The sequence below is a fragment of the Sphingopyxis sp. genome, assembly GCF_035250425.1.
Lineage (GTDB): Bacteria > Pseudomonadota > Alphaproteobacteria > Sphingomonadales > Sphingomonadaceae > Sphingopyxis.
Map to the genome: position 1 here is coordinate 1 of NZ_DATFFD010000087.1, position 21,208 is coordinate 21,208.

Consider the following 21,208-nt stretch of genomic DNA (forward strand, 5'->3'; position numbering starts at 1 on the left):
CGGCCGGCTGATCGCAGCGCTGGCGGCGGCGCTCGCCGCGGCGCCCGCATCGGCTGAAACACTTTATATCGAAACGGGGCGGCTGATCGACGGCGTCTCGAACGAGGTCCGTACCGGCCAGTGCATCACCGTCGAGGCCGAGCGCATCCAGGCGGTCGGCGCGTGCGGAAAGGCGCCCGACGGCGCGAAGGTCGTCGACTGGTCGGGCTTCACCGTCCTGCCCGGCCTGATCGACCTCCACACCCACCTCGCCGATCTCGGCCAGAGCGCCGACCTTGCCGCGCCGATGAAGGCATCGCCCGCCGAAACCGCGCTCGTCGGTGTGCGTAACGCGCGCGCAACCCTCGAAGCGGGCTTCACCAGCGTGCGCGACGTCGGCACCTATCGCGGCCTGACCGACGTCACATTGCGCAATGCCATCGAGCGCGGCGACGTACCCGGACCGCGCATGTGGGTCGCAGGCGCTTATCTGACCATTCCGAAAGGCGGCGGCGAGCTCAACGGTGTCGTCCCGAACGAGCAATTGCCGCCCGACATGCGCCTCGGCGTCGCCGCGACGGCCGGGGAAGCGGCGGCGAAAACGATCTATCTGCTCGACCATGGCGCCGACTTCATCAAGACCATCGCGACCGGCGCGGTGCTGGCGATCGGAACCGAACCCGGCGCACCCGAACTGACCGTCGATCAACTCCGCGCGATCGTAAAGGTCGCGCATGCGCGCGGCAAACGCGTCACCGCGCACGCGCATGGCGCGATCGGTATCCAAAACGCGATCAACGCTGGAGTCGACAGCATCGAACATGCCAGCCTCGCCGACGAAGCGACGTTACAGTTGGCGAAGAAGCACGGCACCTGGCTCGCGATGGATATCTACAACGGCGATTACATCAATGATATCGGCACGAAAGAAGGCTGGCCCGAGGAATATCTGCGCAAGAATCGCGAGACGACCGACGCGCAGCGCGTGGCGTTCCGGCGTGCGGTCGAGCTGGGCGTCAATATCGGTTTCGCCACCGACGCTGGTGTCTATCCGCACGGGCTCAACGCGCGCCAGTTCGGCAATATGGTCAAATATGGGATGACGGCGATGCAGGCGATCCAGTCCGCGACCGGGCGCGCCGCAATCGAAATGGGCCGCGACGATGTGGGCGCGATCGTTCCGGGCCGCTATGCCGATTTCGTCGCGGTGAAGGCCGATCCGCTCGCCGACATCACCGTGCTCGAAAAGATCGACCATGTGATGAAGGGCGGTGTGATCGTCCGTTAGGAACCGACCTTTTCGCGCTTCCGCTTTTTCGTCTTTTCAGCCGCAAGCTTGCTCCCCGCGAGGGCGATCTGCGCCTTGGCGACGCGTTCCGCGGCATGCGCCTCGGCGCGCGCCAGCAGCAGGGCGAGATCCTCGCGACTGATATCGAACGTCTCGCCCAGATCGGCGAGCGCGCCGTCGATATCGTCCATCAACAGCCCGACCGGCTCCTGCGACATCGCCTTGCCGTCGACGGGCCGTGCGCGGTGCGGGTAGCTGTGCCCCGAAAAGCGGTGGAACAGCATGCCGATTGCGACGAGGATCAGCGAATTGAGCAGCACCGGCACGAGGAAGTCGGCGACATGCCCGGAAAAGCTCTGCCAGCCAAGAACCGCGCTGAGCGCGACCGCACCGCCCGGAGGATGCAGGCAACGCGCGAGCGACATCACCAATATGGCGGTCGATACGGCCAGCGCGGCCGCGAAGGCGGGCTCACCGATCGCCTGCGCCACGACCACCCCGAAAATGCCGGAAATGACATTGCCGCCGACGATCGACCAGGGCTGCGCAAGCGGGCTTGCGGGCACCGCGAACAGCAACACTGCCGACGCGCCGATCGGCGCGATGATCCACGGCATCGAGACGGGAAACATCGCCGCGCAGATCAGGCCGGCGAGACTGATGCCGACAAGCGCGCCGACGCTCGCGACCACCCGGTCGCGCAGACTCGCGCCCGCCAGCAGCGGTATGAAAATCCGACTCGAATCCGGCTTCGCCACAGATATCTCCTTGAAGGCGGCCCGATGGCGCATCGGACGCGGCGGCGCCAGAGAGGTTTGATTTATTGTCACCAAGCCCCAATTTTCATCGGCAACGGGGAATCGAGCCGATCCCGGTCGGTTCATCCTTGAACCCGCGCGGCGCATCGCTAAACCGCTTTCATGCGAAACCACATCCTGTCCAGCGCGATCGCGCTCGCCGCCGCTCTCTCCACCCCCGCTTTCGCCCGGCCGATGACCGAGGTCGACCTCGCGACCTTGAAGCGCGTCGCGACGCCGACCGCGTCGCCCGATGGCCGCTGGGTCGTGTTTCAGATGACCGATACCGAAGGTACGACGTACAAGCGCTCGACCGGGCTGTGGCTCGTCGACCGCAATGCGAAGGACGCAAAGCCTGTCGCCATCGCCGACACCGCGGGCAAGAATGAAACCGCCCCCGCCTTCGACAAGGACGGCATTCTCTATTTCCTCTCGAACGCGTCGGGCAAGGATCAGGTGTGGCGTATCGATCCGAAAGCGGGCGCCGCCGCGACGCAGGTCACCGATACGCACGCCGATATTTCGGGCTTCAAGATTTCGCCCGACGGCGCGAAGCTGCTCGCGTGGGGCGATATCGCGAAAGAATGCACCGATTTCGGCTGCGACGCCAAGGACAAGGGCGCGCTCACCGGTCCCGGCAGCGGCCGCCTCTACAAGGACGGCGCAGGCTTCGTCCGCCACTGGGACCAATGGGAAACCCCCGGCACCTACAGCCGCCCGTTCGTCTTCAACCTCACGGATGGCAAGGCGAGCGTCGCGCGTCCGGTCGACGCCGGCCTGATCGGCGACAGCCCGTCGAAACCGTTCGGCGGCGGCGAGGAACTCGCGTGGGGCGCCGACAGCCGCACCGTCTTTTTCACGCTGCGCAAGGCCGACCGGAACGAGCCGATGTCGACCAATCTCGATATCTACAGCTGGCTGGTCGACAGCCGGATGATGCCGGTGAACCTGACGCAGGACAATCAGGCGACCGACACCCTCCCCACCCCCTCGCCGGACGGCAAATGGCTCGCCTATGCCGCGATGGCACGGCCTGGCTATGAGGCCGACCGGCAGGTGCTGATGCTGCGGAATCTGGAAAACGGCGAGACGAAGAAGCTCACGGATGCCTGGGACCGCTCGGTCGCCTCGATCGCATGGGCGCCCGACGGCAAGTCGCTCTACGTCACGGCGCAGGACACGCTCGAACATCCGGTGTTTCGCGTCGATGCCGCCACGGGCAAGGTCGAAAAGCTGAAGGCGACGACCGAAGCCTTCGAGGGCAATATCGGCGACGTCACCCCGCTGCCCGGCGGCGCCCTCCTCTATTCGCGCAACAGCGCGCTCGCGCCGACCGACCTGTTCGTCCGCGATGCCAAGGGCAAGGTGAAGCAGATCACCGCGGTCAACGCCGCACGCCTCGCCGAGTTCGACGCGGTGGAGCTCGACCGCATCCAGTTCGCCGGCGCGAACGGCGACAAGGTGTGGGGCATGATCCTGAAGCCCGTCAGCCCCGTCCAGAAATTGCCGGTCGCTTTCATCGTCCATGGCGGGCCGCAGGGCAGCTTTGGCAACAGCTGGTCGACGCGCTGGAACCCGCGCCTCTTCGCGCAGCAGGGTTATGGCGTCGTCACCGTCGATTTCCACGGTTCAACGGGTTACGGGCAAGCCTTCACCGACAGCATCAACAAGGATTGGGGCGGCAAGCCGCTCGAGGATCTCAAGCTCGGCCTCGCCGCCGCGGGCAAGCAGGACGCGCAGCTCGACATCGCCAACGCCTGCGCGCTCGGCGCCTCGTACGGCGGCTATATGATGAACTGGATCGCGGGCCAGTGGACCGACGGCTTCAAATGCCTCGTCCAGCATGACGGCGTCTTCGACCTGCGCGCGATGGCGTTCGAGACCGAGGAACTGTGGTTCGACGAATGGGATCATGGCGGCCCGTGGTGGGAACGCACCGATCCCGAAAAGTGGAACCCGGTCAATCACGTCACGAAGTGGAAAACCCCGATGCTGGTGATCACCAGCGAAAAGGATTTCCGCATTCCCTACAGTCAGGGTCTTGCGGCTTTCACTGCGTTGCAGCGCCGCAATATTCCGTCGGAATTGCTCGTCTTTCCGGACGAAAATCATTGGGTGCTGAAAGGCGCGAACAGCGTCCAGTGGCACCAGACGGTGTTTAGCTGGCTGGGTGAGTACCTCAAAAAATAGCGGCGGCTTCTCTCTTCTCGTCACCCCGGACTTGATCGGGGGTCCCGCTTCTTCCTTTCAACGTCGAAAGCGGGATGCCGGATCAAGTCCGGCATGACGAGAGATAGGGACCGTTAAAGCGATCACCCCCCTTGCCGCATCGCACCATGGCTGGCAAAGCGCGCCGACTATGCCGATGGAAAAAAATTTCGATCCCGCCGCTATCGAGGCGAAATGGGCCCATGAATGGGAAAGCCGCGGGCTGTTTCGCCCCGCGCGTCCCGACGCGACACCGTTCACGATCGTCAACCCGCCGCCGAACGTCACCGGCGCGCTGCACATCGGCCATGCGCTCGACAATACGTTGCAGGACGTGCTCGTCCGCTACGAGCGGCTGCGCGGCAAGGATGCTTTGTGGGTGGTCGGCATGGACCATGCCGGCATCGCGACGCAGATGGTCGTCGAACGCCAGCTGGAACAGCAACAGGACAAGCGCACCAACTACAGCCGCGAAGATTTCATCGACAAGGTGTGGCAGTGGAAAGCCGAAAGCGGCGGTCAGATCACCGGCCAGCTCCGCCGCCTCGGCTGCTCGATGGACTGGTCACGCGAGCAGTTCACGATGGACCCGCATTTCACCGCCGCGGTGGTCAAGGTGTTCGTCGACCTGTACAAAAAGGGGCTGATCTACCGCGACAAGCGCCTCGTGAACTGGGATCCGAAGCTCAAGACCGCGATTTCGGACCTCGAGGTCGAAACGCACGAGATTCAGGGCGGCTTCTGGCACTTCAAATATCCGCTCGCCGACGGCGTGACGCTCGATGACGGGCGCGACTATATCGTCGTCGCGACGACCCGCCCCGAAACGATGCTCGCCGACATGGCGATCGCGGTGCACCCCGATGACGCGCGCTACAAGAGCGTCATCGGCAAGGACATCCTGCAGCCGATCACCGGCCGCCGCTTCAAGATCGTCGCTGACGAACATGCCGATCCCGAGCTGGGTTCGGGTGCGGTGAAGATCACCCCGGGGCATGATTTCAACGACTTCGATGTCGGCAAGCGCGCGGGCTTCAAGGCCGGCGAGATGCTCAACATGCTCGACGGCGATGCGAACGTCATCCAGACGAGCGACGGGTTGATTCCGGAAGAATATATCGGCCTCCACCGCTTCAAGCGCGACGGCAAGGACGGCGCGCGCGAACTCGTCGTGGCGCGGATGAAGGAAGCCGGCTTCCTGATCCCGCATGTAGACAAGGACGGCAACGCGCACGACGCCGAGCCGCGCACGATCCAGACCCCCTTCGGCGACCGCGGCGGCGTGGTGATCGAACCCTGGCTGACCGACCAATGGTATGTCGACGCCGAAACGCTGGCGCAGCCGCCGATGGCGGCGGTGCGCGACGGACGCATCAACATCGTCCCCAAGACGTGGGAAAAGACCTTCTTCAACTGGATGGAGAATATCCAGCCTTGGTGCGTTTCGCGGCAACTGTGGTGGGGTCATCGGATTCCGGCCTGGTATGCCGAGGACGGCCGTATCTTCGTTGCCGAAACCGAAGAAGAAGCGCAGGCCGAAGCCGGCGCAGGCGTTGCTCTGACGCGCGACGAAGACGTCCTTGACACTTGGTTCTCCTCCGCCCTCTGGCCCTTCGCAACGCTCGGCTGGCCCGAGGACACCGAGCTTCTGAAGCGCCACTACCCCAACGACGTCCTCGTCTCGGGCTTCGACATCCTGTTCTTCTGGGATGCGCGCATGGCGATGCAGGGCATGGAGTTCATGCGCGATAACAACGACGACGGGATTGTGCCGTGGAAGACGCTCTATCTCCACGGCCTCGTCCGCGCGCCCGACGGTGCGAAGATGTCAAAGTCGAAGGGCAATGTCGTCGACCCGCTCGGGCTGATCGACCAATATGGCGCCGACGCGCTGCGCTTCTTCATGGCGGCGATGGAAAGCCAGGGCCGCGACATCAAGATGGATGACGCGCGCCTCGCGGGCTATCGCAATTTCGCGACCAAGCTGTGGAACGCCGCGCGCTTCTGCGAAGCCAACGGCATTTCGGCCTCGACCAGCTTCGAAGCTCCCGCCGCGACGCTGCCGGTCAACCGCTGGATCATCGGCGAGGTCGCCGCGACCGTCGCCGCGATGGAAACCGCCTTCGCCGCCTATCGCTTCGACGAGGCCGCGAACGCGATCTACAGCTTCGCGTGGGACCGTTTCTGCGACTGGTATCTCGAACTCATCAAGGGCGCGATCGACGAGGAGACAAAGGCCGTCGCAGGCTGGGTTCTCGACCAGATCCTCGTCATGCTCCATCCCTTCATGCCCTTCATCACCGAAGAGCTGTGGACGGGACTTGGTGACCGCGCCCACTATCCGCTGATCACCGCGAAATGGCCTGCGCCAAATGCAAAGATCGACGAAGCAGCTAGTCGCCAGATCGGATGGCTCATTGATGCCGTGAGTAGAATCCGATCGGCGCGAACCGAGCTGTCCATTGCGCCCGGTGAGAAGCTCACGGCGTGGTTCCTCGCCGAAACAGATTTCGGCGAAGAGACATTTTCCTATGTCGAAGGACTGTTGAAGCGCCTCGCCCGACTGGAAACGATTCATCGTCCGCTAAACGGGAAATTTGGGCTTCCAAACGACCCTGCAAGCCCCACCGGCCCTAGCATCGCAATGCCACTAATGGGTGGATCGTTATTGATCCCGCTCGAAGGCGTCATCGACATCGCCGCCGAACGCGACCGGCTGACCAAAGCGCTCGCCGCCGCCGCCAAGGAGCGCGACGGCCTCGCCGGGCGCCTGAACAACCCGTCCTTCGTCGAGCGCGCCAAGCCCGAAGCGGTCGAAAAGGCGCGCGCCGACCATGCCGCCAAGGAAGCGGAGGCCGACCGCCTGACCGCCGCACTGGCACGGCTGGGGTGAACGAAGAGCTGCCCGCCACGCCGACACCCGTCGCGGCCGCAGCCGATCCCGCCGCCGGCCCGATCCCGCCGCGGCAGACCGCGCGCGGCGGCGGGCGGATGGACCTGACGCAGGGGCCGATCACCAAGACGCTGATCCTCTTCGCGCTGCCGACGCTCGCGTCGAACATTCTTCAGACGCTGTCGGGTTCGGTGAATTCGATCTGGGTCGGGCAATTCCTCGGCAATAGCGCGCTCGCCGCGACGGCCAATGCGAACATCATCATGTTCCTGATGTTTGGCGCCTTCTTCGGCTTTGGCATGGCGGCGACGGTGCTGATCGGCCAGTCGATGGGGCGCGGCGACATCGACGCGGCGCGGCGGGCGACCGGCGGCGTCATAGGCCTCGCGCTCATCTTCTCGGTCGTGATCGCGATCGTCGGCTGGTTCGCGTCGGACCGCATCCTCGGCTGGCTCGAAACCCCGCCCGAAGCCTTCGCCCTCGCGCATGATTATCTGCGCGTCACCTTCCTCGCCGTCCCCGCCTCGATGCTGTCGGTCACGCTGATGATGGCCTCGCGCGGCGCGGGCGATGCGGTGACGCCGCTGCGCTTCATGATCCTCGCGGTCGTGCTCGATATCGTCTTCAACCCGGTTCTGATCCTCGGCCTCGGCCCCTTCCCGCGCCTCGGCATCGCGGGCAGCGCGCTCGCGACCGCGCTCGCCGGCACGATCAGCCTCGCGGGGATGATCGGTTGGTTCTACGCGAAAAACTACGTGTTGCGCCTGCGCGGGCATGAACTGTCTTACCTGCTTCCCAAGTGGAGCGAACTCCGCTTCATCATCGGCCGCGGCCTGCCGATGGGCGCGCAGATGCTCGTGATCTCGGGCGCCGGGCTGATCATGGTCGGACTCGTCAACCGCGAGGGGCTCGTCACCGCCGCGGCCTATGGCGCGACGCTTCAGCTCTGGAACTATATCCAGATGCCCGCGCTCGCGGTCGGCGCCGCGGTCAGCTCGATGGCGGCGCAGAATATCGGCGCGAACCGCTGGGACCGCGTCGCATCGGTGACGAACAGCGGCATCGCGATCAACCTCGCGATGACCGGCCTGCTGATCGTCCTGCTCCTGATCTTCGACCGCGCCGCGCTCGCGCTTTTCCTCGGCAGCGAAAGCCCCGCGATCGAAGTGTCGCGCAATATCCAGCTGATCGCGACCTGGACCTTCTTGCCCTTCGGCACGACGATCGTCCTCATCAGCACGCTGCGCGCCAATGGATCGGTCGTGCCGCCGCTCGTCATCCTGTTCCTGTCGATGTTCCCGATCCGCCTCGGCATCTATTATTTCGGTTATCCGGCGATCGGCAGCGACATCCTCTGGTGGAGCTTTCCGCTCTCGTCGCTCGCCTCGCTCGCGATGGCATGGGCGATCTACCGGCGCGGCAACTGGCGCCGGACGCTGCCGCAACCGGCGGGCTGAGGCGCCCCTTCAAACCGAGCGATCCCGAATCCGCTCGAATAGCGAGGTCAATTTGGGGGCTGACGCTTTAAGCCCCCCTTTCGACCAAGGCCCGCACCGCTTCGACTGGCGGCCGGGTGCCCGCTAGCCATCGATCGGTAATTGGCGCTAAAGCAGGCATAATGAATATCTCGAACCGCAAGGATGCGCTGCGCGATCAGCGCGCGAAAATGTTGGCCGCGGCGCCCGACTGGCGCGCCTCCGACGCCCGCGTGAACCCCCGGGTCGCGATCGGATCGATCATCGCGATGTGGGCGATCTATTTCCTGATCACCTCGGTGCTCGCGATGCTGACCGGCGTGCCCGAACAATGGCCGTCCGCCGGCCGCCGCGCGATCGTCGTCGTCGCCGGTATCCTGTGCACCTTCGTCCTCTATCAGCTGCTCCAGCGCGCCCAGCCCCAGAGCTTCGGCGCCCGGCTGGCGGCGGCCTTCGGCGCCGCGGTTCCGCTCGTCATCATCTACGCGACGGTCAATCTGCTGGTTTTCTATTATTGGTTCCCGGTCTCCGACAGCGCGAAGATCGTCGAGGAAATGCAGTCGAAATATTCGGTCGCGTGGGAAACGATGCTGATCCTCGACAGCTCGATCCGCTGGTATTTCTTCTTCGCCGTCTGGGCCGCGCTCTATGTAGCGTTCGGCTATGCCAACGAGATGCGCGCGCTCGAACGTCGCGCCAATCATTTTCGCATGGAGGCGCAGACCGCGCAGCTCCGCGCCCTGCATTATCAGGTCAATCCGCATTTCCTGTTCAACACGCTCAATTCGCTCTCGACCCTCGTGCTCAAGGGATCGAAGAGCGAGGCCGAGACGATGATCATGAACCTCTCGTCCTTCCTCCGCTCGAGCCTCGCGGTCGATCCCGAGCAACTCGTCAGTCTCGACGAGGAAATCGCGCTCCAGCGCCTCTATCTCGATATCGAGCAGACGCGCTTCCCCGATCGCCTGCAGGTCGAAGTGGAGATGCCCGAGGAATTGGAGCATGCCTGCGTTCCCGTGCTGATCCTGCAACCGATCATCGAGAATGCGATCAAATATGGCGTCGCGCCCAGCAAGGGAAAGATCGCGGTCCGCCTGACCGCCAGCGCCGAATATGGGCTGCTGGTGCTGCGTATCGAAAACGACATCGACCCGAAGGCCCCCGCCCCCGCGTCGGGCACGGGCCTCGGCCTCGGCAATGTTCGCGAACGCCTGCTGACCCGCTATGGCCCCACCGCCGGATGCGAATGGGGTCCGTCGGACAGTGGCGGCTTTGTCGTATCGCTTTGGTTGCCGCTGGCACGGGAGGCCTGCTGACCTATGATCCAGACGCTTCGCACCCTGATCGTCGACGACGAACCGCTGGCGATCGAACGATTGCAGATCCTCACCGGGCAGCAGGACGGCGTCTCGCTCGTCGGCACCGCCAGCGACGGCGCCTCGGCGCTCCGCATGGTCGACGCGCTCGCGCCCGACCTTGTGCTCTGCGACATCGCGATGCCCGATCTCAACGGGCTGGAGGTCGCCGCCGCGATCGAGGGGCTCGATAACCCGCCTGCCGTCGTTTTCGTCACCGCCTTCGATCGCTATGCGGTGGCGGCGTTCGACGTTGCCGCGGTCGACTATCTGCTCAAACCCGTATCGCCCGAACGCCTCGCCCGTGCGCTGTCGCGCGTGCGCGAATGGCGCGCGACCGAGCGTGCGCCGGCGCAGAAAAGCCGATGGATCAACGAATTCTGGGTCCAGAACCGCGGCGAGATGCTGCGCATCGATGCGGGCCAGGTCGATTTGATCGAGGCCGAGCGCGACTATATGCGCCTCCATGTCGGCGGCCGCAGCTGGCTGATCCATCAGACGATCAAATCGCTGGAAGCGCGCATGAACCCCGATCAGTTCATGCGCATCCATCGCTCGAAGATGATCCGCCGCGAAGGCATCGTCGGATTGAAGCACCATGGCGACGGCGCGTGGAGCGTCGACCTCGGCGAAGGCGGCGTCCACCGCATCGGCCGCACCTATCTCCACGATGTAAAGGCGATCATGCACGTCTGAAAAAAGGCGGCCATGCCGGGACATGACCGCCTCTTGGGATCGGCATACCGCGAATTTGGTCAGGGCGCGGCGACGATGATGATCCTGCCACGGTCGGCGTAGCGGGTGCCCTCGCCGTTGAACAGGCCGGCCAGTTTCACGTCGGCATCGGCCATCGCGTTATCCTTGCAGCGATTGGCAACGGTCCGCTCGCGGAGGCTCCGCCGATGAAGCGGCCGCGTGCCACACACTTTCTGTACGGCATATTTGACGCGGGTGCTCAGCCGCTCGCGGCCAGCGACGCTCGACAGGTTCAGGTCGTCATAGCGCACAACGACGGTATGCCGGTCGCTCTCGTCTTCGGCGGCGGCCGGAACCGAAAAGCCGGCCAGTGCAACCGGCGCTGCCAGCAAGAATGAAAATTTCGCCATGGGGGAGTCCTCTCTTCAAAAGGATGCGGGATACCGGCCGGCGGACCGGGGAGACCGTCTTCCGATATCCCGCAAGGGGAGTGATATCCCCTAGACGTCATGAGAATCGCCTTTGGATCGATCGGGGCAGACAGCCGCTCGATTGACAGACGAAAGGCGCCGATCCGTCGACGAATGGCCGATGGCAGGCAATATCATGGCGCCTGACTTGCATCCGGCGCATGTTCATGGCCAAATTATCCGATGGGAAAGAAATTATCTTTCTCCGCGAGTCGCGACGGCGGCGCGCGCCTGATCCGCTGGTTGGCGCTCGCGCTTGCCGGCGTCACTGGCGGAGTTTTGCTGGGCGAAATGGCGGTGGGGGCGCGATTGGGCGGCGGCGGCAGCGAGGCCGCATCCTATTCGCGCCTCAGCGCCAATCCCGGCGCGCTGGCGCCGCAAGGCAGCGGGGCCGCGCCGTGCCTCGACTGTGCGGACAGCTACGGCGTCGCGATGCGGCTGCGGGCGCACCGCGACGACAGCATGCGTGATGAGGCTTTTCGCGAACTGGGGGCGGTCGACGCCGACCCGCCGATCCTGGCCGATGCGGACGACGCCTACCGATACGGCGGCCGCTTTCCCGATCCCGAGCCCGCCGCAGCGGCAACGGGCGAGAACCCGCTCGCCGGCATGCCAGCGGGCGATCGCTCGCCCCCCGGCATGGCAGCGGAACCGCTGCCCGGCGAATATTGAGGCCCCAGGGTCCATACTCAATTACCGCGCCGTCGAGGTTTGAAGCAAAATGGCTCAGTGCGAGGAGAGAAGGCGCAGGAATATGCCGATATTTCCAGACTTCTCGACGAAGCAATGGGCCATTTTGATCAAATCCCTTCGGGACGCCCAAATGGCTTCCATCTCGGGCCGAAAGCCGCTTGCAAGGGCAACCAGCCCTCGCGGCGCGTCTTTCGGCCCGAGTTGTTCGCCATTTGGGCGCCTCGACGGCGCGGTAATTGAGTACGGACCCTAGCGCGGCGGCGGCGGCGTCGGCAAGGCGCAGCGGGTCTTGTCGCCGGCCTTGCACGCAGCGGCGTCGGCTTCCCATTTCATCCGCTCTTCGGCGGACATCGCCGCGACGCGCGCCTTCTCGGCCTCGTAAGCGGCGGTTTCCTCGCTGAACACTTGCTGGTCGTGCGCGACCTGCTGCTGCGCCGCCGACACTTCCTGCGCATAGACCGTGTTGTCGGCTTTGGCGCGCTCCGCCTGCTCGGCGTTGAGCCGCGCCGTGTTGGACCGTTCTTCGGCCGTGGTGCCGTCCTTCATCGGCTTTACCTTCGTCGCCGTATCGGCGGGCGTCTGGAAGGCCGCGGCCTGACCCGAGGCGAGCAGCGCGAGCGCGGCGGTGGCCGCCATCATATTCCTGGTCATCGAAGCTTCTCCTTCAAATCCACCTGTCTGCCGGTCCAACGCTTTGCCCGATGCGCCGTTCCCGCCCCGAATTGACCTGCCCGAATTGACCTTGGGCGGGGCAAAGGTCATGCTGATCATTCTGACCATGTCCGATCGGCCGATCATTTGCCAGCATCTCCGAAGCATCCCCTCAATCGCCCGGTGTTTTTCACGCCCCTCGCGGTGCTCCTCGCCGCCGTCATCCTCAGCCTCTGGCAGGGCGCCGCTGTCGTCGCGGCCGAGACGGCGATCAACGACTGGATTTTGCGCAACTTTTCGTCGCTCTTCGCCTGGGCAGGGATAGCCTTCCTCATGCTTCTGGCGGGGATTGCCGTTTCGCCCCTCGGCGGGCGGATCATCGGCGGGCCGGCGGCGAAACCCATTTTGACCCGATGGCGCTGGTTCGCGGTGACGCTTTGCACCACGATCGCCACCGGCATCCTCTTCTGGGGCGCCGCCGAGCCGCTGTTCCATCTCAACGATCCGCCCGCGATGCTCGGTCTCGAACCGGGCAGCGATGCGGCGGCGACCTTCGCCATGTCGACGATGTTCCTGCATTGGACGTTGACGCCATACGCCATCTATACCGTCGCCGGCCTCGCCTTCGCGCTTGTCTATTACAACCGCAGCGAACCTTTCAGCCTGTCGTCGCTGTTCGTGCCGCTGCTCGGTCAGCGCGCGCATGGTCCCGCCGGTACGGCGATCGACATCATCTGCCTTTATGCGCTCGTCGCGGGCATGGCGGCTTCGCTGGGCGCCGGTCTGCTCGCGCTCGCGGGCGGGATCGAAGGGATCGGCGGGTTTGACGGCGGCACGCCGCTACGCTGGGCGATTGCCGCCGCGATCGTCGCGAGCTTCCTGATTTCGGCCGCGACGGGCCTGCAAAAGGGCATCGCGGGGCTGTCGGTGCTCAACACCTGGCTGTTCTTTGCGATCATCGCCTTTGTCCTCGTCGTTGGCCCCACCGTCGACATGCTGGGCCTGTCGCTGCGCGGCGCGGCCGACTATTTCCAGACCTTCATCCCGCGCAACCTTGGCCTCGACGTCGACACCGGCTGGCACCGGCAATGGACGATCTTCAACTGGGCCAACTGGTTCGCGTGGGCACCCGTTACCGCGCTCTTCCTTGGCCGCCTCGCGGTCGGCTACAGCGTCCGTGCCTTCATCATGTACAACCTCATCCTGCCGTCGCTGTTCGGTGCGGTGTGGATGACGGCGATCGCGGGCGCGACGATCGCGTTCGACCAACAGAGCGGCGCCGGCCTTTACGCCGTCCTGACCGCGCAGGGTCCCGATCCGGTGCTGTTCCGGCTGTTCAGCGCGCTCGGCGGCGGACCTCTGGTGGCCGCGGCCGTGCTGTTCGCGATCTTCCTGTCTTACGTAGCCGGCGCCGACGCCAATGTTTCGGCGATGAGCGCGCTGTCGACGCACGGAATTTCGCCCGATGCGCCCGAAGCGCCGCTGTGGGTTCAGGCGGTATGGGGCGTCATCGTCGGGCTGGTCGCGCTGGTGCTCGTCGCGGGCGGCGGTATCGACGGCATCCGCATGATGTCGGTGCTCGGCGGCTTTCCCGCATTGTTCGTCATCGTCGGCGCGGCGCTGTCGCTCATCGTCATGGCGGTACGGGGACGGCACACGGCCGCCCCCGCCCAATCCTGAGAAAGGGGTCTCAGGACTACCAGATCTTGGTGCGCTCCTCGGGCTTCAGATAATATCTGGCGCCCGCGGCGACGCTGAATGCCCTGTACCACGCATCGACGTTGCGCACAGGTCCAATGATGCGCCAGCGCGCCGGGCTATGCGGATCGCTCGCCACCTGCTGCTTGATCGCATCCTCGCGCTGCTTGGTGCGCCACGCCTGTGCGAAGGCGAGGAAGAAGCGCTGGTCGCCGGTCAACCCGTCGATCACCGGCGCGGGCTTGCCGCCGAGCGACCGGCGATAGGCGTCAAAAGCGACCTCCAGGCCAGCCAGATCGGCGATATTCTCACCCATCGTCAGATCGGGGTTGATGAACGAGCCCGGCGCCGCCTCATAGGTCGCATATTGCGCCCCGAACGCCTTGGCCTGCGCGTCGAAGCGCGCCGCATCCTCGGGCGTCCACCAGTCGCGCACCGCGCCCTCGGCATCGATCTTGCGGCCCTGGTCGTCGAAGCCGTGCGTGATTTCGTGGCCGATCACCGCGCCGATCGCGCCATAATTGACCGCATCGTCGACGCTCTCGCTAAAATAAGGCGCCTGCAGGATGCCGGCCGGGAACACGATCTTGTTCTCGAGCCCGCCGTTATAGGCGTTCACTTCCTGCGGGTTCATCGACCATTTCTTGCGGTCGACGGGCTTGCCCAGGTCCGACAGCGCATAGGCATATTCGAACGCCGCGCTGCGCTTCACATTGCCGTAGAGATCGGCGGGATCGATCTTGAGCCCCGAATAGTCGCGCCACCTGTCGGGGTAGCCGACCATGACGTCCATCTTCGCGAGCTTCGCCAGCGCGGCGTCCTTCGTCGCCGGCGCCATCCAGCTGTTGTTCCGGATGCGGTCGCCCATCGCGAGTTTCAGGTTGGTGACGAGCACCTCCATCTTCGCCTTCGCGCTCGCCGGGAAATATTGCTTCGAATAGGTTTCGCCGACGAGTTCGCCGAGGCTGCCGTCGACGAGCGTCAACCCGCGTTTCCAGCGCGGGCGCAGTTCGCCGACCCCGCTTAGCGCCTTGGTATATTCGAACCGGCTGTCGACGAATGCCTTCGAAAGATAGGGCGCCGCATTGTCGGCGACGTGGAACTGCTGCCACAGCTTGATCGTGTCGAGCGGGGTCTTGGCATAGAGCGCGACGATGTCGCGCACCGCGGTCTTTTCGTTTACGATGATGCGTTTCTGCGGCGCGATACCGGCACCGGCAAACCAGGCCTTCCAGTCGAGCCCCGGCGCGTACGCCGCCAGTTCGTCCGCCGACATCGGATTATTGATCTTGCCGATGTCGCGGCGGTCGGCGATCGCCCAGCTGACCTTCGCAATCTCGGTCTCGAACGCCATGATCGCATCGGCGGCCTTTTCGGGGTCGGCATTGCCCGCCATCTTCATCGTCCGCGCGATATAGGCGCGGTACGCGTCGCGCTGCGGCTTGAAACTGTCGTTCAAATAATAGTCGCGCTCGGGCAGCCCGATCCCCGCCTGCCCCAGCCAGAGGACGTTGACGGTCGGATCGGCGGTGTCGGCATAGGGACCGCCGCTAACGATCGTCGAGCCGAACGTCCCCTGCGTGCCGCCCATGAAGCGCGCCATTTCGCTCTTGTCCTTGATCGCCGCCACCGCGGCAATGTCGGCCATCAGCGGCTTGGCGGCGAGTGCTTCGACGCGCGCCTCGTCCAAGAAGCTCTGGTAAAGACCGCCGACCTGGCTCGCCGCGGGCGCCCCCGCGACCACCGCGCGGAGCTGGCGCTGGGTCAGGTTATAAACGTCGTAATCGACCCCGGCAGAGGCTTGATCCGACGGAATCTCGGTGCGCGCGAACCAGCCGCCATTGGCATAGCGATCGAAATCGTCGCCGGGTTTCACTGACGGATCGCGCGCTCCCAGGTCGACGCCCCATTTGCCGAAGGTCAGCGCTTTCAGCGACCCGGCCTCGGCATTGCCTGCCGCTTCGTCGGCGGCGGCCGTCAACGGCGCGGACGGCGTCGCTTCATTGGCGAGCGCCGGTGCGGCCGGCACCGTGGCGATGGCAAGGCTCGCCACTCCTGCAAAAAATTTCCTCATTCCCCGGTCTCCCATGCTTCCCCTCGCCATCCCGGCGGGATGGCGACCATGCTCGACTTGTCCGCCCGCGGCGCCAAGCGGTCAAGCGGACGCAGGGGCATTGGTCGACGGGAATCTCGCGTTGGTAGATTTGTTGGCTCGGGACCGGGGAAGATATTGACGCAGAACATTTATATCGCGATGGGTCGGCGGCGGCAGCAGCCGGTTTCGCTGGGGGGCAAAACAATCAAATTATTGATGTCGGCGGCATTGGCGACCGCGGCTTTTTACAGCTTTCCCGGCCAGACTCAGGAAAATGCTTCAGACACGGCACCTGAACCCGTCCGGGTTTCGGCCGAGCAGTTGTTCGCATTTGCAGACCAGGCCCGCGCAGCACGCGATTTCGCGGCGGCCGAAACCGCCTATCGGGCGCTTGCCGGCAATCCCGATATCGAACTGCGCACCGAAGCGCGTTTTCGGCTCGCGATGATGCTCGCCGACGACCTCGGCAAGCATCGCGAAGCCGCAGTGCTGTTTCGCGAAATCCTCGACGAAAAGCCCGGCGTCGCGCGCGTCCGCATCGAACTGGCGCGCATGCAGGTCAGGCTGGGCGATCTACGGGCAGCCGAACGCGAACTGCGTTCGGCCCAGGCGGCGGGTCTGCCCCCCGAGGTCGAGCAGCAGATCCGGTTTTACGCCGCCGCGCTCAGTGCGCAAAAGCCGTTCGGCGGATCGGTGGCGATCGCCTTCGCCCCCGACAGCAATATCAACCGCGCGACCCGTTCGGACACGCTGGGCACGATCATAGGCGACTTCACGCTGGATGAGGATGCGAAGGCCCGGTCGGGACTCGGGCTCGCACTGCGCGGGCAGGCCTATTTCCGCACCGGCATCGACAAGCGCTCGCAATTGCTCGTCCGTGCGTCGACTTATGCAAACCTTTACCGCGCCGAACAGTTCGACGACATCGCCCTTTCGATTCAGGCCGGCCCCGAATATGCGTCGGGCCGGGACCGGATCAATATATCGGGCGAAGCGACATGGCGCTGGTACGGCCTCGATCCCTACAGCTTCTCCGCCGGCGCAGGGGCGACCTGGCAGCATCCGATGGGCCAAAAGGCCCAATTGCGCATTGACGGCCGCATCGCCGACGTAAACAACCGCCACAACGACCTGCAGGACGCGACCAATCTCTTGCTCGCCGCGTCCTATGACCGCGCCTTTTCGGCCAAATTCGGTGGCGGCCTTCAGGTCAGCGGCAATCGCGAGGCCGCTCGCGATCCCGGATATTCGACGACATCGGGCGGCCTCACAGCCTACCTCTTCCGCGAGTTCGGGCAAACGACGCTGACCGCCAGCGCGGGCTACAGCCGCCTTGAGGCCGATAATCGACTTTTTCTGTATCCGCAGAGGCGCGTCGACGACCGCTTCAACGTGTCGGTCGGCGGCCATTTTCGCTTCCTCAAGATCGGAACCTTTGCGCCAACAGTAAAACTCGGCTGGGAACGGAACAAATCGACAGTTGAGATCTGGGATTATTCGCGTATCAGTGCCGAATTCGGCGTTACATCCGCCTTTTAAACGGAATAGCGCCGAAGAACGGGGAATATTGGGAGCCGCTTCGGCGAAACCGTGGCCCGAATAGGGCAGGTGGTCGCGACCGATCATGTCTGGGGCGCCGTCGCGCTGATCGCGTCGGGCAGCAACAATTTCTCCGGCCGGATCTCATTCGACAATCATGATTCCGGCGATCTGCGCGGCGCCCTTTACGGGCCGGCGGCGGAAGAAGTGGGCGGCGCCTATCATCTCAAATCGCACTATCCTATGCCAGCTTCGCCGATTTGAGCGAGACGGGTGTGGACACCAGGGGCGACGCGACAACCGCACGTCATTTCGCTCTCTTCGGAGGCCGGACGCCCACGTTCCAGCTCCCGACGACGGGCCACGCCTCCTATTCGGGCATTGTCTATGGCGCGGGTCGGCACGGGACGATCATCCGTGATGCGCAGCTGAGCGGAACCAGCAGGTTCAACATCAATTTCGCTAGCGGGGTGAGTAGTCTCATCATGTCGCTGGCGGCGCGCAACCAGGCGGGGACGCTGTCGGCAAATCTCAGCGATTTCACCTATGCGTCGTCGGGTCTTTCTCCGTGCCCGGGCAGCTGTCCCAACCAGATTTCGCTCTCTCTCGCGCCGGGATCGGGTGGAAGCGGTTTCTTGAACGGGTATTTCTTCGGCCCCAATGCTGCGGAATATGGTGCGACCTTCACATTGAACCTGAACAGAAGCACGGGACAATTCGGCGACAGTTCGACCTTCGAACCCGTAAGTAATGGGTCTGGACCCTAATCGACGGCGCGCTGCCGCCCCTTCAAGACGCGGCTATTGCAACCTTTCCCGTCGCATCCCATTTAGCGGGCACGCGATGCGCCCCCTTGCGCCGTTAGAACAAATCTGGAACAAACCTCCCCCATGAGTCTCACCCATATTTCCGTACGCGGCGCGCGCGAGCATAATCTCAAGGGCGTCGACGTCGACCTGCCGCGCGACGCGCTGATCGTCATCACCGGCCTGTCGGGCAGCGGCAAATCGTCGCTCGCGTTCGACACCATCTATGCCGAAGGGCAGCGGCGCTATGTCGAGAGCCTGTCGGCTTACGCGCGCCAGTTCCTCGAGATGATGCAGAAGCCCGACGTCGAGCATATAGACGGGCTGTCGCCGGCGATCAGCATCGAGCAGAAGACGACGAGCCGCAACCCGCGCTCGACCGTCGCGACGGTGACCGAGATCTACGACTATATGCGCCTGCTGTGGGCGCGCGTCGGCATTCCCTATTCGCCCGCGACAGGCGAGCCGATCAGCGCTCAGACTGTGACCGACATGGTCGACCGCGTAATGGCGCTGCCCGAGGGCACACGCGCCTATCTGCTCGCCCCCGTCGTGCGCGGCCGCAAAGGCGAGTATAAGAAGGAACTCGCGCAGTGGCAGAAGGACGGCTTCACCCGCGTCCGCATCGACGGCGAGTTTTACGAGATCGGCGAGGCGCCCGCGCTCGACAAGAAATACAAGCATGACATCGAGGTGGTCGTCGACCGTATCGCGGTGCGCGAAGGGCTCGGCACGCGGCTCGCCGACAGCTTCGAGACCGCGCTCAAGCTTGCCGAAGGGCTCGCCTATGTCGACCTCGCGGATACGACGGTGGCGGAAGCGATGTCTTCTTCTCCCCTCCCGCTTGCGGGAGGGGTCGGGGGAGGGTCTGTTTCCGACCCGGACAACGAGGACATGCCCTCCCCTGACCCCTCCCGCAAGCGGGAGGGGAACCTCAAGGGCGCGGGCATTCCTGCGAACCGCCTGATCTTCTCCGAAAAATTCGCCTGCCCCGTCTCGGGCTTCACGATCGCCGAGATCGAACCGCGCCTGTTCAGCTTCAACGCACCGCAGGGCGCGTGCCCGGCGTGCGACGGGCTCGGCGAGCGGCAGGAGTTCGACCCCGATCTCGTCGTCCCGAACCATGCGCTCAGCCTGAAAAAGGGCGCGGTCGTGCCGTGGGCAAAATCGAACCCGCCCTCGCCTTATTATATGCAGGTGCTCGAAAGCCTCGGCAAAGCCTATGGTTTCGACCTCACGACGCCGTGGCAGGATTTGCCCGGCGAGGTGCAGCTGATCATCCTCTACGGCAGCGGCGGTAAACCCGTCGAGCTGACCTTCAAGGATGGCAAACGCAGTTACACGACGCACAAGGCCTTCGAGGGTGTGATCGGCAACCTCAACCGCCGCCTGCTCCAGACCGAAAGCGCGTGGATGCGCGAGGAACTGAGCAAATATCAGGCGCCGCATCCGTGCGAGACGTGCCACGGCGCGCGTCTGCGCCCCGAACCGCTCGCGGTGAAGATCGCGGGCGAGGATATCAGCATGTCGGCGCAGCGCTCGGTCGCCGACGCGCTCGGCTGGTTCAGCACGCTCGACGAAAAGCTCAATGACACGCAACGCCAGATCGCCAAGGCGATCCTGAAAGAGATCAACGAGCGCCTCGGCTTCCTCAACAATGTCGGGCTCGATTATCTCAACCTCAACCGCACCTCGGGCACGCTGTCGGGCGGCGAGAGCCAGCGCATCCGCCTCGCCTCGCAGATCGGCAGCGGCCTGTCGGGCGTGCTCTACGTCCTCGACGAGCCGAGCATCGGCCTCCACCAGCGCGACAACGACCGGCTGCTCGCGACATTGAAGCGCCTCCGCGACCTCGGCAACACGGTGATCGTCGTCGAGCATGACGAGGATGCGATCCGCCATGCCGATTATGTCGTCGACATGGGGCCCGGCGCAGGCCTCCACGGCGGCGAAATTGTCGCCGAGGGCACGCTCGACGAAGTGCTCGCGAACAAGAACAGCCTGACCGCGGCTTATCTCACCGGCGCGAAGAAGATCGAAGTGCCCAAGCACCGCCGCAAGGGCAATGGCTTCGACCTCGTGCTCAAAGGCGCGCGCGCCAACAATCTCCAGAATGTCACCGCGAAGATCCCGCTCGGCACCTTCACCTGCGTCACCGGCCTGTCGGGCAGCGGCAAGTCGAGCCTGATCATCGACACGCTCTACGCCAGCGCGGCGCGCGTGCTCAACGGCGCGCGGATGATCGCGGGACCGCACGACAGCCTGAAAGGGCTCGAGCATTGCGACAAGGTGATCGACATCGACCAATCGCCGATCGGCCGCACCCCGCGATCGAACCCCGCAACATACACCGGCGCCTTCACGATCATCCGCGACTGGTTCGCGGGGCTGCCCGAAAGCCAGGCGCGCGGCTACAAGCCCGGGCGCTTCAGCTTCAACGTCAAGGGCGGGCGGTGCGAGACCTGCACCGGCGACGGGCTGATCAAGATCGAGATGCACTTCCTGCCCGACGTCTATGTGACGTGCGAGACGTGCCACGGCAAACGCTACAACCGCGAAACGCTC

16 protein-coding genes are annotated in these 21,208 nt (G+C 64.6%); 12 read left to right on the forward strand and 4 right to left on the reverse strand.

Annotated features, from left to right (window positions below; genetic code table 11):
- Positions 1-7: 7 nt before the first annotated feature.
- Positions 8-1,267 (forward strand): amidohydrolase family protein, encoded by a 1,260-nt coding sequence (locus tag VJ811_RS05165; protein WP_324071216.1) that lies wholly within the window; start codon positions 8-10, stop codon positions 1,265-1,267.
- On the opposite strand, the gene VJ811_RS05170 is transcribed toward VJ811_RS05165, so the two are convergent.
- The gene (locus VJ811_RS05170; RefSeq protein WP_324071201.1) at positions 1,264-2,025 is read right to left on the reverse strand and encodes an HPP family protein; all 762 of its coding nucleotides are present in this window, start codon (positions 2,023-2,025) and stop codon (positions 1,264-1,266) included. The genes VJ811_RS05165 and VJ811_RS05170 overlap by 4 nt on opposite strands.
- A 162-nt stretch (positions 2,026-2,187) precedes the next feature.
- Between VJ811_RS05170 and VJ811_RS05175 the strand changes: the two genes are divergently transcribed.
- The 5 genes from VJ811_RS05175 (at position 2,188) to VJ811_RS05195 (ending at position 10,691) form a co-directional block, all read left to right on the forward strand.
- Positions 2,188-4,254, forward strand: a complete 2,067-nt coding sequence (locus VJ811_RS05175; protein ID WP_324071202.1) for a S9 family peptidase — start codon at positions 2,188-2,190, stop codon at positions 4,252-4,254.
- A gap of 169 nt (positions 4,255-4,423) precedes the next feature.
- On the forward strand, positions 4,424-7,165 hold the full coding sequence (locus VJ811_RS05180; RefSeq protein ID WP_324071203.1) for a valine--tRNA ligase: 2,742 nt from the start codon (positions 4,424-4,426) through the stop codon (positions 7,163-7,165).
- The gene (locus VJ811_RS05185) at positions 7,162-8,622 is read left to right on the forward strand and encodes an MATE family efflux transporter (protein WP_324071204.1); all 1,461 of its coding nucleotides are present in this window, start codon (positions 7,162-7,164) and stop codon (positions 8,620-8,622) included. Before VJ811_RS05180 ends, VJ811_RS05185 begins: the two co-directional genes overlap by 4 nt.
- A 161-nt stretch (positions 8,623-8,783) precedes the next feature.
- Positions 8,784-9,956, forward strand: a complete 1,173-nt coding sequence (locus tag VJ811_RS05190) for a sensor histidine kinase (RefSeq protein WP_324071205.1) — start codon at positions 8,784-8,786, stop codon at positions 9,954-9,956.
- A 3-nt stretch (positions 9,957-9,959) separates the two neighbouring features.
- A complete protein-coding gene (locus tag VJ811_RS05195) occupies positions 9,960-10,691 on the forward strand; it encodes a response regulator transcription factor (protein WP_324071206.1) in 732 nt (243 codons plus the stop codon).
- A gap of 59 nt (positions 10,692-10,750) precedes the next feature.
- Here the strand turns inward: VJ811_RS05195 and VJ811_RS05200 are convergent, their stop codons facing one another.
- Complete coding sequence (locus VJ811_RS05200; RefSeq protein WP_324071207.1) at positions 10,751-11,101, reverse strand: UrcA family protein; 351 nt, start codon at positions 11,099-11,101, stop codon at positions 10,751-10,753.
- Positions 11,102-11,344: 243 nt separating this feature from the next.
- Here VJ811_RS05200 and VJ811_RS05205 point away from each other — a divergent pair, with 243 nt between their 5' ends.
- The gene (locus VJ811_RS05205; protein ID WP_324071208.1) at positions 11,345-11,833 is read left to right on the forward strand and encodes a hypothetical protein; all 489 of its coding nucleotides are present in this window, start codon (positions 11,345-11,347) and stop codon (positions 11,831-11,833) included.
- A 270-nt stretch (positions 11,834-12,103) separates the two neighbouring features.
- On the opposite strand, the gene VJ811_RS05210 is transcribed toward VJ811_RS05205, so the two are convergent.
- On the reverse strand, positions 12,104-12,505 hold the full coding sequence (locus VJ811_RS05210) for a hypothetical protein (RefSeq protein ID WP_324071209.1): 402 nt from the start codon (positions 12,503-12,505) through the stop codon (positions 12,104-12,106).
- A gap of 183 nt (positions 12,506-12,688) precedes the next feature.
- Between VJ811_RS05210 and VJ811_RS05215 the strand changes: the two genes are divergently transcribed.
- Complete coding sequence (locus VJ811_RS05215; protein ID WP_324071210.1) at positions 12,689-14,185, forward strand: BCCT family transporter; 1,497 nt, start codon at positions 12,689-12,691, stop codon at positions 14,183-14,185.
- Between the two features lie 16 nt (positions 14,186-14,201).
- On the opposite strand, the gene VJ811_RS05220 is transcribed toward VJ811_RS05215, so the two are convergent.
- Positions 14,202-16,277, reverse strand: a complete 2,076-nt coding sequence (locus VJ811_RS05220; RefSeq protein ID WP_324071211.1) for a M13 family metallopeptidase — start codon at positions 16,275-16,277, stop codon at positions 14,202-14,204.
- Positions 16,278-16,514: 237 nt separating this feature from the next.
- Between VJ811_RS05220 and VJ811_RS05225 the strand changes: the two genes are divergently transcribed.
- The 4 genes from VJ811_RS05225 to uvrA all read left to right on the forward strand — a co-directional run.
- On the forward strand, positions 16,515-17,837 hold the full coding sequence (locus VJ811_RS05225; protein WP_324071212.1) for a porin family protein: 1,323 nt from the start codon (positions 16,515-16,517) through the stop codon (positions 17,835-17,837).
- Positions 17,838-17,888: 51 nt separating this feature from the next.
- Positions 17,889-18,101, forward strand: coding sequence for a hypothetical protein (locus VJ811_RS05230; protein ID WP_324071213.1), 213 nt, complete (start codon positions 17,889-17,891; stop codon positions 18,099-18,101).
- Positions 18,098-18,604 (forward strand): transferrin-binding protein-like solute binding protein, encoded by a 507-nt coding sequence (locus VJ811_RS05235; protein WP_324071214.1) that lies wholly within the window; start codon positions 18,098-18,100, stop codon positions 18,602-18,604. Before VJ811_RS05230 ends, VJ811_RS05235 begins: the two co-directional genes overlap by 4 nt.
- Positions 18,605-18,727: 123 nt before the next feature.
- Positions 18,728-21,208, forward strand: a 2,481-nt coding sequence (uvrA, locus tag VJ811_RS05240) for an excinuclease ABC subunit UvrA (RefSeq protein WP_324071215.1), incomplete at its 3' end; no start/stop codon positions are given.